General features: G+C 64.2%; 13 protein-coding genes and 1 pseudogene. 8 read left to right on the top strand and 6 right to left on the bottom strand.

Translation table 11 applies throughout. The features are described from left to right. The first annotated feature begins 100 nt into the window (after positions 1 to 100). Complete coding sequence (gene bchE / locus RFM98_RS26110) at positions 101 to 1,684, top strand: magnesium-protoporphyrin IX monomethyl ester anaerobic oxidative cyclase (RefSeq protein ID WP_320311492.1); 1,584 nt, start codon at positions 101 to 103, stop codon at positions 1,682 to 1,684. A 44-nt stretch (positions 1,685 to 1,728) separates the two neighbouring features. Here bchE and argB read toward each other — a convergent pair whose 3' ends face one another. Then, positions 1,729 to 2,622 (bottom strand): acetylglutamate kinase, encoded by an 894-nt coding sequence (argB, locus tag RFM98_RS26105; protein WP_320311491.1) that lies wholly within the window; start codon positions 2,620 to 2,622, stop codon positions 1,729 to 1,731. Between the two features lie 306 nt (positions 2,623 to 2,928). Here argB and RFM98_RS26100 point away from each other — a divergent pair, with 306 nt between their 5' ends. From RFM98_RS26100 to msrB, 4 genes are all read left to right on the top strand, one after another. Continuing rightward, positions 2,929 to 3,468, top strand: a complete 540-nt coding sequence (locus RFM98_RS26100) for a sigma-70 family RNA polymerase sigma factor (protein ID WP_320311490.1) — start codon at positions 2,929 to 2,931, stop codon at positions 3,466 to 3,468. Continuing rightward, positions 3,465 to 4,187, top strand: a complete 723-nt coding sequence (locus tag RFM98_RS26095) for an anti-sigma factor (protein ID WP_320311489.1) — start codon at positions 3,465 to 3,467, stop codon at positions 4,185 to 4,187. Before RFM98_RS26100 ends, RFM98_RS26095 begins: the two co-directional genes overlap by 4 nt. Before the next feature lie 214 nt (positions 4,188 to 4,401). Next, positions 4,402 to 4,959 (top strand): fasciclin domain-containing protein, encoded by a 558-nt coding sequence (locus tag RFM98_RS26090; protein WP_320311488.1) that lies wholly within the window; start codon positions 4,402 to 4,404, stop codon positions 4,957 to 4,959. Between the two features lie 188 nt (positions 4,960 to 5,147). After that, complete coding sequence (msrB, locus tag RFM98_RS26085; protein ID WP_320311487.1) at positions 5,148 to 5,651, top strand: peptide-methionine (R)-S-oxide reductase MsrB; 504 nt, start codon at positions 5,148 to 5,150, stop codon at positions 5,649 to 5,651. Positions 5,652 to 6,183: 532 nt separating this feature from the next. Here msrB and RFM98_RS26080 read toward each other — a convergent pair. Both RFM98_RS26080 and RFM98_RS26075 read right to left on the bottom strand, forming a co-directional pair. Next, complete coding sequence (locus RFM98_RS26080; RefSeq protein WP_320311486.1) at positions 6,184 to 7,797, bottom strand: DHA2 family efflux MFS transporter permease subunit; 1,614 nt, start codon at positions 7,795 to 7,797, stop codon at positions 6,184 to 6,186. A gap of 148 nt (positions 7,798 to 7,945) precedes the next feature. Continuing rightward, positions 7,946 to 9,139 carry an HlyD family secretion protein gene (locus tag RFM98_RS26075; RefSeq protein ID WP_320311485.1) on the bottom strand — a complete coding sequence of 398 codons (1,194 nt, stop codon included), beginning with the start codon at positions 9,137 to 9,139 and terminating at the stop codon, positions 7,946 to 7,948. Positions 9,140 to 9,272: 133 nt separating this feature from the next. On the opposite strand from RFM98_RS26075, the gene RFM98_RS26070 reads away from it, so the two are divergent. Both RFM98_RS26070 and RFM98_RS26065 read left to right on the top strand, forming a co-directional pair. Further along, complete coding sequence (locus RFM98_RS26070; RefSeq protein ID WP_320311484.1) at positions 9,273 to 9,971, top strand: TetR/AcrR family transcriptional regulator; 699 nt, start codon at positions 9,273 to 9,275, stop codon at positions 9,969 to 9,971. Between the two features lie 230 nt (positions 9,972 to 10,201). Further along, on the top strand, positions 10,202 to 12,676 hold the full coding sequence (locus RFM98_RS26065) for a DNA translocase FtsK (RefSeq protein WP_430682352.1): 2,475 nt from the start codon (positions 10,202 to 10,204) through the stop codon (positions 12,674 to 12,676). 207 nt (positions 12,677 to 12,883) lie between these two features. Here the strand turns inward: RFM98_RS26065 and yihA are convergent, their stop codons facing one another. Together yihA and RFM98_RS26055 are read right to left on the bottom strand one after the other, a co-directional pair. Beyond that, a complete protein-coding gene (gene yihA, locus RFM98_RS26060; RefSeq protein WP_430682351.1) occupies positions 12,884 to 13,555 on the bottom strand; it encodes a ribosome biogenesis GTP-binding protein YihA/YsxC in 672 nt (223 codons plus the stop codon). Beyond that, complete coding sequence (locus RFM98_RS26055) at positions 13,552 to 14,190, bottom strand: CatB-related O-acetyltransferase (protein WP_320311482.1); 639 nt, start codon at positions 14,188 to 14,190, stop codon at positions 13,552 to 13,554. The genes yihA and RFM98_RS26055 overlap by 4 nt, the downstream gene beginning before the upstream one ends. A gap of 111 nt (positions 14,191 to 14,301) precedes the next feature. Here RFM98_RS26055 and RFM98_RS26050 point away from each other — a divergent pair. After that, a pseudogene (locus RFM98_RS26050) lies at positions 14,302 to 14,550 on the top strand (hypothetical protein); the annotation flags it as partial. Positions 14,551 to 14,715: 165 nt separating this feature from the next. On the opposite strand, the gene RFM98_RS26045 reads toward RFM98_RS26050, so the two are convergent. Further along, positions 14,716 to 14,992 (bottom strand): hypothetical protein (locus RFM98_RS26045; protein WP_320311481.1); only part of this gene is annotated, 277 nt, incomplete at its 5' end.

The raw sequence follows: 14,992 nt of genomic DNA, 5'->3' as shown, positions 1-14,992 counted from the left end.
GGCGGATTTCTCCGGAAAAGCTGCTTGGAAACTGCTGAACCGCGTCAAGGCGGCTTCGACATCGGCAACTAGCACAAGCGGACCAACATGGAGGTCCGCTTTGAACATCGTGCTGATCAATCCGCCGCACACGGCCATCGGCAGCCGCGTGCCCGACGATCACCTGCCGCCACTTGGCCTTTTGGCGATCGGCGGCCCGCTCATCGATTCCGGCCATCATGTGCGCCTTGTCGATGCCGAGTTCGGGCCGTTGCCGCTTCCAACGCTCGTCGACCAGGCTCTGCGCGGCGAACCGGACTTCATCCTGATCGGCCATTCCGGCTCGACCTCGGCGCATCCGACCGCCTTGCGCATCGCCGAAATGATCAAGGCTCGCGAGCCAGGCGTCATCGTCATTTATGGCGGCGTGTTCCCGACTTATCATTGGCGCGATATCCTCGCCGTGACGGATGTCTTCGACTTCATCGTGCGCGGCGAGGGCGAGGCGACCGCGACCGCCTTGGTCGAGGCGGTCGAGATGCGCCAGCCGGTGGCAAGCGTTGCCGGCATCGCCTATCGCGACGATTTCGGCCGCCCCGTCGCGACGCAGGCGGCAATGACCATTGCCGATCTCGATGCCTATCGCGTCGGCTGGGAACTGATCGATCATCGCCGCTACTCCTACTGGGGCGGCAAACGGGCGGTGGTCATGCAGTTCTCACGCGGCTGCCCGCATCTGTGCAACTATTGCGGCCAGCGCGGTTTCTGGACGCGCTGGCGCCACCGCGACCCTGTCAAATTCGCCCGGGAGATCGCCTGGCTGCATCGCGAGCACGGCGTCGAGCTGATCAACCTGGCGGACGAGAACCCGACTTCCTCGAAGAAGGCCTGGCGTGCCTTTCTCGACGCCATGATCGCGGAGGGTGTGCCGGTGCTGATCGTCGGCTCGACGCGCGCCGACGACATCGTGCGCGACGCCAATAGCCTGCATCTCTACCGCAAGGCCGGTGTCATCCGCTGGCTGCTCGGCATGGAAAACACCGACGAGGAGACGCTGTCGCTGATCCGCAAGGGCGGCAGCACCAAGTCCGACCGCGAGGCGATCCGGCTGCTTCGGCAGCACGGCATCCTGTCGATGGCGACCTGGGTCGCCGGCTTCGAGGACGAAGGCTTTCGTGACCTTTGGCGCGGCTTCCGCCAGCTCATCGCCTATGATCCCGACCAGATCCAGGCGCTCTATGTCACGCCGCATCGCTGGACGCCGTTCTTCCGCATCGCCCGCGACCGCAAGGTGATTCAGAAAGATGTCCGTCTCTGGGACTACAAGCACCAGGTCCTGCACATGACCCGGCTGAAGCCGTGGATGCTGTTCTTCGCCATCAAGCTGATCGAAGTCGCCGTGCAGTCGCGCCCGAAGGCGCTGGCGCGCATCCTGTTCCACCCCGATCCCGAGCAGCGGCATTCGATGCGTTGGTACACCAGGATGGGCCGCCGCGTCTGGTTCCGCGAGGTCTGGGGTTTTCTGGTCCGCGACGCCCGCGTGACGGATGGGCCGACGCTCGCCGAGTTCTGGGGCGCGCCGCAGGACGCCGAAGAGGAATCGATGATCTTTCAGCGCCCCGCGCGAAAGCCGGCCGCACCTTTCATCGAAGACTCACGTGAGCCGGACGAACGTGAGTCGGGCGAAAGAAGATTAGCCGGCTGATAATGGCAGTTCACCGTTTCATTGAAACGGTGAACTTGCCTTGTTTAAGGAACGATCAGCGTGCCCGCGCCGTGCTCGGTGAACAGCTCGAGCAGCACCGAATGCGGCGTCTTGCCGTTGAGGATGACGACGCCTTCGACGCCGCGCTCGATCGCCTCGATGCAGGTCTCGACCTTCGGGATCATGCCGCCGGACACCGTGCCGTCCTTGATCAGCGCCCTGGCCTCGGCCACCGTCAATTCGTCGATCAGCTTCTTGTTCTTGTCGAGCACGCCTGGCACGTCGGTGAGGAAGAGCAGGCGCGAGGCGCGGCAGGCGCCAGCGATCGCGCCGGCGAACGTATCGGCGTTGATGTTGTAGGTATGGCCGTCGCGGCCGGGCGCCACGGGCGCCAGCACCGGGATCATTTCCGAGCGGGCGAGCAAGTCGAGCAGCGTGCGGTCGACCTCGACCGGCTCGCCGACGAAGCCGAGATCGAGCACCCGCTCGATGTTGGAGTCCGGGTCGATCATGGTCTTGCGCGCCTTTTCGGCGAACACCATGTTGCCGTCCTTGCCGCAGAGCCCGATCGCCCATTCGCCCTCGGCGTTGATCAGCGCCACGATCTCCTTGTTGATCGAGCCGGCCAGCACCATCTCGACGATCTCGACCGTCTTCTGGTCGGTGACGCGCAAGCCACCCTCGAACTTGGATTCAATGCCCATCTTGGTGAGCATCGCGCCGATCTGCGGCCCGCCGCCATGCACGACGATCGGGTTGACGCCGGATTGCTTCAACAGCGCGATGTCGCGGGCAAAGGCCTTGCCAAGCTCGGTATCGCCCATGGCATGGCCGCCATATTTCACCACCACTGTCTTGTTCTCGTAGCGCTGCATATAGGGCAACGCGCGCGAGAGCAGCGCGGCCTGCATTTCGGCGGTGGCGGCGATGTCCGTCATCGATGTGATCCCGGCTTTACTGGAAAGGACGGCGGGGTCTTAGCGGGTATTGCTGCGCGTCGCAAACAGCTTTGCGCTCACAATGACGAAATCTGCTGGTTCCCAGCACACCGGATTTTGACCGGCCGGCTATGTTTGCCTTGGCAGGTGGCATGCCTTGGTGACTCGCTGAAACGGCCCGGCCTCGTCATCCACGGGCGGAGCAAGGAGCGTAGCGACGCGCGCAGACTCGAGGAGTCGCAACCCCTGGTGGACAACGCTTCCGGCAGCCGTTGCAAATAAATCGCAATCTTCTAATTTGCCGCCATGGCGCCGCAGGACATCAGCAAGCTGATCGTCCGGACTTCGATGAAGGACCGGGCTGCGTTCGATCTGCTCTACAGGCAGACCAGCGCGAAACTTTTCGGCGTCTGCCTTCGTGTATTGAGAGACAGGGGAGACGCGGAAGAAGCGCTGCAGGAGGTCTTCGTCAAAATCTGGACGAAGGCGGATCGTTTCGCGGTTTCCGATCTGAGCCCGATTTCCTGGCTGGTGGCCATTGCGCGCAACCATGCGATCGATCGCATCCGGGCGCGGCGCAGTCCTTCTGCCAACATCGATGCAGCCTTCGACGTCGCCGATCCGACGCCGGGACCCGAGGCCATGGCTGTGGCGGGCGGCGAGACCGAACGCATCTACCATTGCCTCGAGGAATTGGAAGAAGACCGGGCGGCGGCCGTCCGGGGCGCCTATTTGAGCGGCGAAAGCTATGCCGAACTGGCGGAGCGCTTCAAGGTTCCGCTGAACACGATGCGGACTTGGCTGCGGCGAAGCCTGCTCAAACTTAGAGAATGCCTGGAAAGATGACGCTGGCGGAAGACAACGGACCGGAACGTGGAGGCGACGACCTGCTCGCCGCCGAATACGTTCTCGGCGTTCTCGCAGCCGACGAACGCCAGATCGCCTCCCGTCGCATCGACACCGAAACGGCATTCGCCCGCCTTGTCGATACCTGGGAGGTCCACTTCGCGCCGATGGCCGCCGCTTATGCCGCGGTCGAGCCGCCCGCTTCCGTCAAGGTGGCGATCGACCGTCGCCTGTTTGCATCGTCCGCGTCTACGTCCGCGGCGCCCGGCAGCGGCCTGTGGGCGAGCCTTATCTTCTGGCGTGGCCTCGCCGCCGCGGCCATTGCCGCCCTGGCCGTCTATGTCGCCCTGCCTTATGTCAATCCGCCGGTCCCGCAGCCAGAGACCAGGCTGGTCGCCTCGCTTGCCGCCGACAACAGCAACGTCAAATACCTGGCCGTCTATGACGCCACCCGCCACGAGGTTGGCCTGTCGCTGGTCTCCGGTGATCGCGGCGCCGGCAAGGATTTCGAGCTGTGGATGATCGAAGGCAAGAACGCGCCGGTCGCGATGGGTGTCATCCCGGCCGGCCAGACCGCGCGCATGGCGGTTACGCCGGCCGTCCAGCAGAAGCTGGCGCAAGGCGCCGTGCTCGCCGTCAGCCTCGAGCCGACCGGTGGTTCGCCGACCGGCCAGCCGACCGGCCCCGTCGTCGCCGCGGGTGACCTGAAGGGCATCTGACAACCTTTCGCCCGAAGCATATTCAAAAAGACTGATTCAAGTCTATCTGCTGCCTGTGGCGGGAACGAGAAGTTTGCCGTCGCCAAAGGTGGGCGCGGCTAAAATAAAGCGAGCAAAGAAAACATCTCGCGATCTTCGCGAAACTAAATTTTCGCTGCCCCGTATCTCATCGCGTTCCCAAGGATGGGAAGAACAACCCGAGGAGACTGATATCATGCGTAAACTCGCCACCCTTTTGCTTGCTTCGACACTCGGATTTTCCGCGCTTGGCGCGGCAGCCTATGCCGCCAATCCGATGGTCGGCGGCGCGCCGATGTATGCCAAGAAAAACATCATCGAGAACGCCGTGAATTCGAAGGACCACACCACGCTGGTCGCCGCCGTCAAGGCCGCCGGCCTGGTCGACACGCTGCAGGGCGCCGGTCCGTTCACCGTGTTCGCGCCGACCAACGAAGCCTTCGCGGCACTCCCGGCCGGCACGGTCGACACGCTGCTCAAGCCTGAGAACAAGGACAAGCTGACCAAGGTGCTGACCTGCCATGTCGTCGCCGCCAAGGCGCTGGCCGCCGATGTCGCCAAGATGGCCAAGGCCGATGGCGGCGCCCACCAGGTCAAGACGGTTGGCGGCTGCGCGCTGACTCTGAAGGCGGAGAAGGGCAAGGTCACCGTCACCGACGAGAACGGCAATGTCGCCCATGTCACCATCGCCGATGTCCGCCAGTCGAACGGCGTCATCCACGTCATCGACAGGGTTCTCTTGCCGAAGATGTAACAAAGCGGGCCTGGCCGGCGAAGACATGGCTGAGCGCCGGCCGCATCATTTCAAGATCCGCGCCGCCGGCAAGGGTGTGCCCCGCGTCGCTTCGAAAGGGCGGCGCGGAGCAACAAAGTAAAGCGTCACCGGCAATTGATTTTGTGGGTGGCGCCACGATCTGGCACAAAGGTGCAGGAGGAACGGCCATGAACCGTCGCGATTTTCTCTGGAGCGGCGCCGCCGCCACCGCTCTCATCGTTGGATCCGCAGCGATGTTGCGGGCCGGCGGGCCGAAGCCGGCTTTCGCCGCCGAGACTTTCGAAATCACCAAGACCGATGCCGAATGGCACGCCATCCTGTCCGACGCCGCCTTCGACGTGCTGCGCAAGCAGGGCACCGAATATCCAGGCACCAGCCCGCTGCTCAACGAGCACCGCAAGGGCGTCTTCGCCTGCGCCGGCTGCGACCTGCCGGTCTATTCGTCGGAGACGAAATTCGATTCCGGCACCGGCTGGCCGAGTTTCTACCAGGAGATAGCGAACTCCATCGGCAAGACCGAGGATCGCTCGCTCGGCATGACGCGGACCGAAGTCCATTGCCGGCGCTGCGGCGGCCATCTCGGCCATGTCTTCGACGACGGCCCGCCGCCCACCGGCCTGCGCCACTGCATCAACGGCGTGGCATTGAGCTTCAAGCCGGCCGCCGCCTAAAGCAATTCCAGGAAAAGTGTCTAGTTCCCCGACACAGGGATTTTGAAAGGTTGCCGTTTGTCTTGGTGCAGGATTTTCCGTTCATTTGCGTGAAATCAGCGCAACGCCGGGGATTTGGTTGAAGCCGCCGCAACGTCGTCATTCTATGGCGGAGCAAGGAGCGAAGCGACGCGCGCAGACCATAGAATCCATTCCGTGACTTCGAAGCATTGCTGCGGTGCAGAATTCTGCTCCGTTGCACTCCTTGGCGAAGGTAACGGTATGGATTCTAGGGTCTTCGCGACGGAGCTTCACTCCTGCTCCGCCCTAGAATGACGATCGCGATGGGCGTTTCGGCCAATCTCCAAGGCATGCCGCCTGCCAACGCAAACAGAGCCGACCGGTCAAATCCCTGTGCAGTGCCATTAGCGGTTTTCCGTCCGGAATTGCCTAAAAGACTCTAGCGCACAGCTCTCCAAAAAGAATGACCCCGGAAGTCGTCGCCGATTTCCGGGGTCACGCGTTGAGGAAGCCAGGCTGGGGTTCCGGCTCCTCAATGACCTCCGCCACCGCCGCCCTGCTGGGCCGGCTTGTTGATGAACAGCACGAAGAATCCGAGCGAAGCGAACAGCGCCGTCAGCATCAGGAACACGTCGATGAACGACAGCAGCGCCGCCTGCTGATGCACCATGCCCGAGAGCTTGGAAATCGCCGCGCTGGTGGCATCGAGGCCGGCGGTCTGCTCGAAGTTCAGCGTCATGTTCTGCAGCTTGGTCTGCGCCGCAGCACTCCCCCACTCCACATGCTCGGCCAGCCTGGCGTAGTGGAAGGCGTTGCGGTCGATCAGCACCGTGTTGATGACGGCGAGGCCGACGGCGCCGCCGAGATTGCGGGTCAGGTTGAACAGGCCGGACGCATTCTTCAGCCGGTCGGGCGGCAGCGTGCCGAGCGCGATGTTGTTGATCGGCACCATGCACAGCATCATCGAGCAGCCGCGCAGGATCTGCGGGATCAAGAGCTCATAAAAATCCCAGTCGGCGGTGAGATGCGTCATCCACCAGGTGCCGGTGGCGAAGCCGAAAAAGCCGATCATCATCATCAGCCGCAGGTCGATCTTGTTCGACAGGATGCCGGCAACGGGCGCGGTGAAGAACATCGCCAGGCCGCTGACGAACAGCGCCTCGCCGATCATCATCGAATCGTAACCGCGGATACGACCGAGGAACACCGGATAGAGATAGGTCAACCCGTAAAGGCCGATGCCGACGACGAAGGAGAACAGCGAGCCGAAGGCGAAGTTGACGTTGCTGAAGGCCCTGAGGTCGACGATCGGCTCCTCGGCGGTGAAGACGCGCCAGAAGAAGATGATGCCGCCGATGGTCATGATGACAGCGCAGGCAAAGACAGCCGGCTCCTGCAGCCAGTCGTGGTTAGGGCCTTCCTCCAGCACATATTCCATGCAGCCGAGGAAGGCGGCCATGCCGGCAAGGCCCCACCAGTCGAACTTTGAGAACAGCTTAAGGTTGGGCTTGTCGAAATCGATCAGCGCCCAGGCCGCCGTGGCCACCAATATGCCCGGAACGACATTGATCAGGAACAGCCAGTGCCACGACATGGCGTGGCTGATATAGCCGCCCACCGTCGGGCCGATCGTCGGCGCCAGCGTCGCCACCAGGCCGATCATCGGCGAGACCACGGCACGGCGCGAGGGCGGGAAAATGGTGAAGGCAGCCGCGAAGACGCTGGGGATCATGCCGCCGCCGATGAAACCCTGGATGGCGCGGTAGACGATCATCTGGTCGATATTGGTGGCGGTCGCGGCAAGCGCGCTGGCCGCGGTGAAGCCGGCCGCGGCGGCGGTGAACAGCACGCGCGTCGACAGCATGCGGCTGAGGAAGCCCGACAGCGGGATCATCACCACCTCGGCAATCAGATAGGCGGTCTGCACCCACGGGATCTCGTCCGAGCTGGCGCTCAAGCCGGCCTGGATTTCCGAGAGCGATGCCGAGACGATCTGGATGTCGAGGATCGCCATGAACATGCCGAACACCATCGCCAGGAAGGCGACGACGCGGCGGACCGGCATGTGGTCCGCGGGCAGGGCTGGCGCGGCGGCAGCGGCCGGGCGTCCCGGCACTGATCCTGCGGTAATGGTTGCGGTTGCCATGTCATGGCCTCCCTAAGCAATTCGGCGACACGCGCGTGGCGGGTTTTGCGTCCGGAATTGCGTCAAAACAGATATCTGGAGCGGGCGTGCCGCTCCGAAGCAGGCTGGGCGGCTCGGCGCTCAACAGGCCACCGGGCCGCCCCCCCAATCAGTTGGTGGTCGAGGCCGGCGCCGTGCGGCTGTCGACCGCGACGACGACGCTCAAGCCGGCGCGCAGCTTGCCGGTTTTCAACACATCGGCCGGCACGTCGATGCGCACGGGCACGCGCTGCACCACCTTGGTGAAGTTGCCGGTGGCGTTTTCCGGCGGCAGCAGCGAGAACACCGCGCCCGAAGCCGGCGCCAGCGAAGACACCGTGCCTTCGAAGCTCTGGCCGTCGATGGCGTCGACCGTGATGCGGACCTTCTCGCCGGGCACCATCCGGCCAAGCTGCGTCTCCTTGAAGTTGCCGACGATGTAGAGCTTGTCCATCGGCACGACGACGGCGAGCTTCTGCCCGGGGTTGACGAGGTCGCCCTGTTCGACCGAGCGGTTGCCGACGACGCCGTCATAAGGCGCTTTCAGCACGGTGAAGGACAGGTCGCGCTGGGCCTTGTCGCGGGTGAGCCGCAGCGAGGCGAGCGTGCTCGCCTGCTCCGCGCGCTGGGCTTCCAGCACGCCGATATTGGCCTGCGCCGCGGCAATCTGGGCGTCAGCGCCGACAAGGGCCGCCTTGGCCTGGTCGAGCGCGGTCTGGGCGTCGTCGAGCTGTGCCTGCGTGCCGACATGGGTCTTGAGCAACTGCGCCGCGCGCACCTGGGCGCGCGCCGCGTTGTCGGCGGCGGCCTGGTCGGCGATCTTCTGGGCCTGCGCCTGCTGCAGCGAAGCCTGCGCGGCCTTGGTCTGCGCGTCGATGCGGTCCAGCGTCTTTGCCAGGGTGGCGATCTGCGCCTCGGCCTGGGCGACGGCGATCGTGTAGTCGCCATTGTCGATGGCGAACAGCGGATCGCCGGCCTTGACCTGCTGGTTCTCGCTCACCAGCACCTTGTCGATGTAACCGGAAATTTTCGGCGACACGAACGACATATCGGCCTGGACATAGGCATCGTCCGTGGAGATCATGAACCGGCCGTCGGTCCAGTAGTCATAGCCATACCACGAGCCGGCGCCGAGCAGGGCCAGGCCGATGATCGGCAAAAGGAAAGAGCGCACCGAACGCTTCTTCTTGGCCGGCGCTTCGGCTGCGGGAGGCGCTACCGGGGTGACGGGTTTGACAGGCGCTTCCGGGGCTTCGGTCGACGGCTGGACCTTGGCGTTAGGAAACGTACGGACTTCTGCGGTGGCGGGTGCGTTCGAGGACATGGTAATCTCTCTGGAGTGTCAGTCAGACTGAACCGTTCGGTTCGAATTCGCCGTTGACATAGCGCGTAAAGAGGCCCATATCAAGTGCAAATCGAACCGTCTGGTTCGAAATATTTTGTGAGGTATGACTTTCATGGTCGACACGACAGCGGAAAGCGACCTGCTGGACTTACGCAAGGGCCGCCCGGCAGCCGGGCAGGACCCGGTCAAACGGGCCCAGATCATTGAGGGCGCCCGCCGCGTCTTCATAGACAAGGGTTTCGAAGCCGCCTCGATGAACGACATCACCCGCGAGGCCGGTGTCTCGAAGGGCACGATCTACGTCTATTTCGAAAACAAGGAAGAGCTGTTCGAGGCACTCATCGAGGAAGAGCGCGGCACCATCTTCAAGAACATGTACGAGGTGCTCGACCACTTCGACGATCTGCGCCACACATTGGTGAAGTTCGGCATGGGGCTCTCGGCCAAGATCACTTCGGCCAAGGTCATCCAGGCCCAGCGCACGGTGGTTGGCGCGTCCGACAGGATACCCGAGCTCGGCGCGCGCTTTTACGAGCGCGGCCCGAAGCGCGGCCACGACAAGGTCATGGCCTTCCTCAGCGAAGCCGTCGAACGCGGCCTGCTGCAGATCGACGATGTCGACCTTGCCGCCTATCAGTTCACGGAACTCTGCCTCGCCGGCCTGTTTCGTCAGTGCATCTTTTCCTACCGCACCAAGGCGCCGAGCCTGGCGGAGATAGAGCACATCGTGACGTCTGGCGTCGATGTGTTCCTCAAGGCCTACGCGACGGAAAAATTCGTCGCCGAGGAACGGGCTTTGACATCGGCGTGACCGTCCGGGCACGCGAAACCCGGAGCGTGCGGCGCAACCCTGAAGGCGGGCGACCGCGCCTTGGAAAGTTGGCTGGCGCCGAGACCGACCTCCATGCCGTGAAGACCTGTCCGCCGACCTCTTTCGAACGTCGATTGGCATCGTCCAGAGGTGCTTTCGGAAGGACCTGTTAACCATCGCTTCCTATGTCTCGGGACACGTTCAATCGGCGAGTCTCGAGAATGACATCCATGCGCTTTCCCCGTGCCAATCTTTCCGGCGATTCTGCCTACGGCAACGACGACGATCACCGTCGCGCCGAGGAACCCGGGCGCCGTGGCGCGGCCCCGCAGCCACAGCCGCAAGTGGGGCAGGTCGTGACGTTGCGGACCTCGGTTGAAGGCGAATCGGATGCCGCTCGCGGGGCGTCGTTCGATTCGGCCGATGGCGGGGAGTTCGACCGCCCAGCTTGGCAGGACTATTTCTTCCTTGCGCCGAATGTGCGCTTCACCCGCACGCCGGACACCGATCTCGCCAAGCGTGCCGCGCCGCAGGCGGAAGATGCCGCGCAGGGCAAGGCACCTGCCGCAGGGTCCGTCCGGCCCGCGCCTGCGGCTCCGGCGGCAGCCAAGCCGGCCCGGGCAATTCCCGCCGTCTCCGCCGCTCGCGCCGTGGCGCCGGCACAAGCCAAACCGGTCGGCGCACCTTCGGTCGTCGCTGCTCCGGTTGCGCAGTCCCAGGCTGCCGCGGCCCCCGCGCCCAAGCCGCGTTCGACCGGATTGCGTTGGTCCTATCTTTCCGATCATGCCTTTTTCGAGTTTGGCATGCCCTTCCTCGCCGAGCGCCTGGCGCGGGCGCGCCTGAATGAAGCGGGACAGACGCCCGCCGTTCCGGCGCAGCCGCCCGTCAAGCCGATGCCGGCGCATCGTCCGGCCGCGCAGCCAATCCAGCCCCGTGCCGCCTTCCTGGGCGAGGCGACGTCGTTTTATCGCGTCATCGAATGGCGCTCCAATGCAGCGCAAGGAAGCCCTGTCTCGACGCCGGTACCGGCTCCGGTGGCCGCCGCCCAACCAAGACCGGCTGAGCCCACGCCGATTCCCGCCACCGTAAGCGCGAGAACCGCCCGGCAGGCACCCTCACTGCCCATAGCCGGCGCGGTCGTGCCGCCATCCGCTTCCGCCGGCTATGAGCTTCCTTCCGAGGACCTTTTGCAGATGCCGCCGGAAGGCCAGGGCTTCTACATGTCGCAGGAGCGGATGGAGCAGAACGCCGACCTGCTTGAAAGCGTGCTGGAGGATTTCGGCGTCAAGGGCGAGATCATCCATGTCCGGCCGGGGCCGGTCGTCACGCTCTACGAGTTCGAGCCGGCGCCAGGCGTGAAATCCAGCCGCGTCATCGGGCTCGCCGACGACATCGCCCGCTCGATGTCGGCCATCTCGGCGCGCGTCGCCGTGGTGCCGGGCCGCAATGTCATCGGCATCGAGCTGCCTAACGAAACGCGAGAGACGGTCTATTTCCGCGAGCTGATCGGATCGGCCGGCTTCCGCAACACGTCCTGCAAGCTGGCGCTCGGCCTGGGCAAGACGATCGGCGGCGAACCGGTCATCGCCGAACTCGCCAAGATGCCTCATTTGCTGGTCGCGGGCACCACCGGCTCGGGCAAGTCGGTCGCCATCAACACCATGATCCTGTCGCTGCTCTACCGCATGAAGCCGGAGGAGTGCCGCCTCATCATGGTCGATCCCAAAATGCTGGAACTGTCGGTCTATGACGGCATTCCGCATCTGCTCACTCCCGTCGTCACCGATTCCAAGAAGGCCGTCACGGCGCTGAAATGGGCGGTGCGCGAGATGGAGGACCGCTACCGCAAGATGGCGCGCCTCGGCGTGCGCAACATCGACGGCTACAACCAGCGCGCGGCAGGCGCCCGTGACAAGGGTGAGGTCGTGACCATGCAGGTGCAGGCAGGTTTCGAGAAGGGCACTGGCGAGCCGCTGTTCGAGGAGCGCGCGATCGACCTCGCGCCCATGCCCTACATCGTCATCATCGTCGATGAGATGGCCGACCTGATGATGGTGGCCGGCAAGGAGATCGAAGGCGCCATCCAGCGGCTGGCGCAGATGGCGCGCGCCGCCGGCATCCATCTGATCATGGCCACGCAGCGCCCGTCGGTCGACGTCATCACCGGCACGATCAAGGCCAATTTCCCGACCCGCATCTCCTTCCAGGTGACGTCCAAGATCGACAGCCGCACCATCCTGGGCGAGCAGGGGGCCGAGCAGCTGCTCGGCCAGGGCGACATGCTGCATATGGCCGGCGGCGGGCGCATTTCGCGCGTGCATGGTCCTTTCGTTTCCGACGTGGAGGTAGAGCACGTCGTGGCACATCTGAAAGCGCAAGGGCGGCCCGAATATCTCGACACCGTCACCGCCGACGAGGACGAGGCTGAGGAAGCGGCCGATTCCGGCCCGGTGTTCGACAAGGGCTCGATCGCCGAGGAAGATGGCGACGCCCTCTACGAGGAAGCCGTCAAGGTGGTCAAGCGCGACAAGAAATGCTCGACCTCCTATATCCAGCGCCGCCTCGGCGTCGGCTACAACCGCGCCGCCTCTCTGGTCGAGCGCATGGAAAAGGAAGGCCTGGTCGGCGCGCCCAACCATGTCGGCAAGCGCGAGATCCTCACCGGCCGGCGGGATCGCGAGCCCGAACGCGACGAGACGGACTGATGCGCTTTGGGCAGGGCAATCGCATAAGGCGGCGCCAGCCCCCTCATCCGGCCGCTTCGCGGCCACCTTCTCCCCGTTGGGGAGAAGAGGCTGGCGCCGGCGCTGGCAATCTCCTCTCCCCGTCGGGGAGAGGTCAGCCGAGCGAAGCGGAGGCTGGGTGAGGGCGAGCGCCATCCGCGTCGGCCCTGCTCCAAGGCGATAACTGCCTCAGCCGCCGTTCGCCACCAACGCGATCGCCGCGCGCAATTCGTCCAGCCCGGCGGCTTTTTCCGACGAGGTGGCCAGGACAACGGGGAAAGCCGCCGGGCGTTTCTTGATCTTGGCCAGCGTCTCCTCGATCAGCCTCGGCACGCCGGCCGCCTTGATCTTGTCGGTCTTGGTCAGCACCACCTGGTAGGACACCGCCGCCTTGTCGAGCAGCGTCAGCACTTCCTCGTCCTTGGCCTTGATGCCGTGGCGGGCGTCGATCAGCACATAGACGCGCTTCAGCGTGACGCGGCCCTGCAGATACTCGTAGATGAGCTTCGTCCACTCATCGACCTTGTCCTTCGGCGCGCTGGCATAGCCGTAGCCCGGCATGTCGACCAGCGCCATCGGCGGCAGGTCGCCGCCTTCGCCGGAGAACCCGTCCGGCACGAAATAATTGAGCTCCTGCGTGCGGCCTGGCGTGTTGGATGTACGCGCCAGGCCTTTGTGCCCGACCAGCGCGTTGATCAGCGACGACTTGCCGACATTGGAGCGGCCGGCGAAGGCGATCTCCGGCGGGCCTTCCGGCGGCAGGAATTTCATCGACGGCACGCCGCGGATGAAGATCCACGCGCGGGTGAACAGCTCCGGGCTTATTGCAGTTTCGTTCGTGGTCTTGTCGGGCGCGTTCAAACCGTTGCCTCCAGCTTTGAGATGTCGGCGCCGCGAATGGCGTTGAGGTTGCGGCCGATCTTGTCGACCGGCCAGTCCCACCAGGCCGCTGCCAGCAGCCGCCGCACCGTGAATTCGTCGAAACGCATCTTCACCACCTTGGCCGCGTTGCCTGCGACGATCGCATAAGGCGGCACGTCGTGCGTGACAACCGATTTCGCCGCCACGACGGCGCCGTGGCCGATCCTGACGCCCGGCATGATCACCGCGTCCATGCCGATCCATACGTCATTGCCGATGGTGGTGTCGCCGCGGATCTCCTTCGACCAGGTCTGCGGGTCGAAGCCTTCTTCCCAGCCATGGCCGAAGATGTTGAACGGATAGGTCGAGAAGCCCGACATGGCGTGGTTGGCGCCGTTCATGATGAAGCGTGCGCCCTCCGCAATGGCGCAGAACTTGCCGATGATCAGCCTGTCGCCGATGAAGGGATAGTGATGCAGCACGCATTTCTCGGCGAATTTGTCGGGCCCGTCGGGGTCGTCGTAATAGGTGAAGTCGCCGATCTCGATATTGGGCGCGCTCACCAGCCCCTTCAGGAAGCCGACGCGCGGATGCATCGCGATGGGATGCTTGATGTCGGGGTTGGGTCCGGTCATCGCGGTCCTTTGCAGGCGTGGTGGGGCGCGGCCGGCGAAGGCCCACGCGATCAAACTAACGTGATCCTTCCATAGCACCAACCGTTCAGTGGCTGCCGCGGCAGATCACGCCGGCTAGTCGGCAAGGTCGACACGTGCCGGCTGCTGTTCATCGGCCTCGCGATCACCGCCCGGGCGATGTACGACATGACCGGCTGGACGCCGGACGTCTCGCAATGGACGATCATCAGCACCGGCTTCATCCAGGGCGCGGGCTTAGGTTTCCTGTTCGTGCCGCTCCTGGCCGCCATCCCGCTGGTGCTTTTGCTGCGCAAGCCCGGCACGCCGGCCAAGATCGATCACAGCGCCGCCATGGAATAAGCAGCAAAGAACCGGGGTCCCGCCGCGGGACCCCGGCCTGCCGGGCAGCCTCCCAAACACCGGCGTCGCTGCGCCGGAAGCCGTCCGGCCTTTTTGGGGTGGACCAGAATCATACGAAACGAGCCGGCGCGGAGTTTCACGGCTCCCGACCAATTTTTGGAAAAATTAGAGCAACAGGAAAACTGCGCAGCGGTCAGGCTCGGCCAATCTCCAAGGCATGCCACCTGCCAACGCAAACAGTGCCGACCGGTCAAAATCCCTGTGCAGTCCCACTAGACTAGCGGCTGCCAACGAAAAACCCCGGCCAAGGCCGGGGTCAGACTGCTGACAAACCCCGTCGATTTCGGCGGGGTTTTGTTTTTGGGTATTGATTGAGCTGAGTAACTTGGTGTCTGGAGCAACTGTCAGGAAGGCACGGCGGCCGATAGGCCTCATGCGAGGC

Origin of the sequence: Mesorhizobium australafricanum (assembly GCF_033977265.1) — a bacterium.
GTDB lineage: Bacteria > Pseudomonadota > Alphaproteobacteria > Rhizobiales > Rhizobiaceae > Mesorhizobium > Mesorhizobium australafricanum.
The sequence above is the reverse complement of the archived record's forward strand: the minus strand, read 5'-3'. Positions and strand labels throughout refer to the sequence as shown.

Coding starts and splice junctions, on each gene's coding strand:
- argB (WP_320311491.1), bottom strand. CDS start 2,622: ATGACGGACATCGCCGCCACCGCCGAAATGCAGGCCGCGCTGCTCTCG.
- RFM98_RS26100 (WP_320311490.1), top strand. CDS start 2,929: ATGGCGCCGCAGGACATCAGCAAGCTGATCGTCCGGACTTCGATGAAG.
- RFM98_RS26095 (WP_320311489.1), top strand. CDS start 3,465: ATGACGCTGGCGGAAGACAACGGACCGGAACGTGGAGGCGACGACCTG.
- RFM98_RS26090 (WP_320311488.1), top strand. CDS start 4,402: ATGCGTAAACTCGCCACCCTTTTGCTTGCTTCGACACTCGGATTTTCC.
- msrB (WP_320311487.1), top strand. CDS start 5,148: ATGAACCGTCGCGATTTTCTCTGGAGCGGCGCCGCCGCCACCGCTCTC.
- RFM98_RS26080 (WP_320311486.1), bottom strand. CDS start 7,797: ATGGCAACCGCAACCATTACCGCAGGATCAGTGCCGGGACGCCCGGCC.
- RFM98_RS26075 (WP_320311485.1), bottom strand. CDS start 9,139: ATGTCCTCGAACGCACCCGCCACCGCAGAAGTCCGTACGTTTCCTAAC.
- RFM98_RS26070 (WP_320311484.1), top strand. CDS start 9,273: ATGGTCGACACGACAGCGGAAAGCGACCTGCTGGACTTACGCAAGGGC.
- RFM98_RS26065 (WP_430682352.1), top strand. CDS start 10,202: ATGCGCTTTCCCCGTGCCAATCTTTCCGGCGATTCTGCCTACGGCAAC.
- RFM98_RS26055 (WP_320311482.1), bottom strand. CDS start 14,190: ATGACCGGACCCAACCCCGACATCAAGCATCCCATCGCGATGCATCCG.